The organism is Saccharothrix sp. ST-888 (genome assembly GCF_000955975.1).
GTDB lineage: Bacteria > Actinomycetota > Actinomycetes > Streptomycetales > Streptomycetaceae > Kitasatospora.
In genome coordinates this window covers 1-630 of sequence record NZ_JYJF01000327.1, presented here as the reverse complement: position 1 = coordinate 630, position 630 = coordinate 1, and the positions used below count along the sequence as shown (strand labels likewise).

1 protein-coding gene is annotated in these 630 nt (G+C 72.9%); it reads left to right on the top strand.

Going from position 1 to position 630, the window contains the following annotated elements:
* Positions 1-630: ketoacyl-synthetase C-terminal extension domain-containing protein (locus tag UK12_RS32915; protein WP_045306881.1), on the top strand; the 630-nt coding region annotated here is incomplete at both ends.

The following is a 630-nucleotide window of genomic DNA, read 5'->3' as shown; positions in this document are numbered from 1 at the left end:
GTGCGGCGGGCGTGATCAAGATGGTGCAGGCGATGCAGCACGGCGTGCTGCCGAAGTCCCTGCACGTCGGCGAGCCGTCCTCGCACGTGGACTGGACGGCGGGCGCGGTCTCGCTGCTGGCGGAGACGACCGAGTGGCCGGAGACCGGCGAACCGCGCCGGGCAGGCGTGTCGTCGTTCGGCTTCAGCGGTACCAACGCGCACATCATTCTGGAGCAGGCGCCTGCTGCTGTCGTCGCCGATGCCGAGGAGCCGATCGGGCCCGCTGCGATGGCGCCGGTGGTGCCCTGGGTGCTGTCGGGCCGGACGGCGGAGGCGCTGCGCGGCCAGGCCGGTCGACTGCTCGCCCGGGTGGATGCCGAGCCCGGCGCTGGTGTGCTGGACCTCGGTCTCTCGCTGGTGAGTACGCGTGGTTCGTTCGAGCACCGTGCGGTGCTGGTCGGCGCCGGACGTGCGGAGCTGCGCGCCGGGCTGGAGGCGCTGGCGCGGGGTGAGGCTTCGGCTCAGTCGGTGACGGGTGTCGCGGGTTCGGCCGGCCGTACGGCGTTCCTGTTCACGGGGCAGGGGAGTCAGCGGGTCGGGATGGGCGCCGAGTTGTATGCGGCGTTCCCGGTGTTCGCCGGGGCTTTCG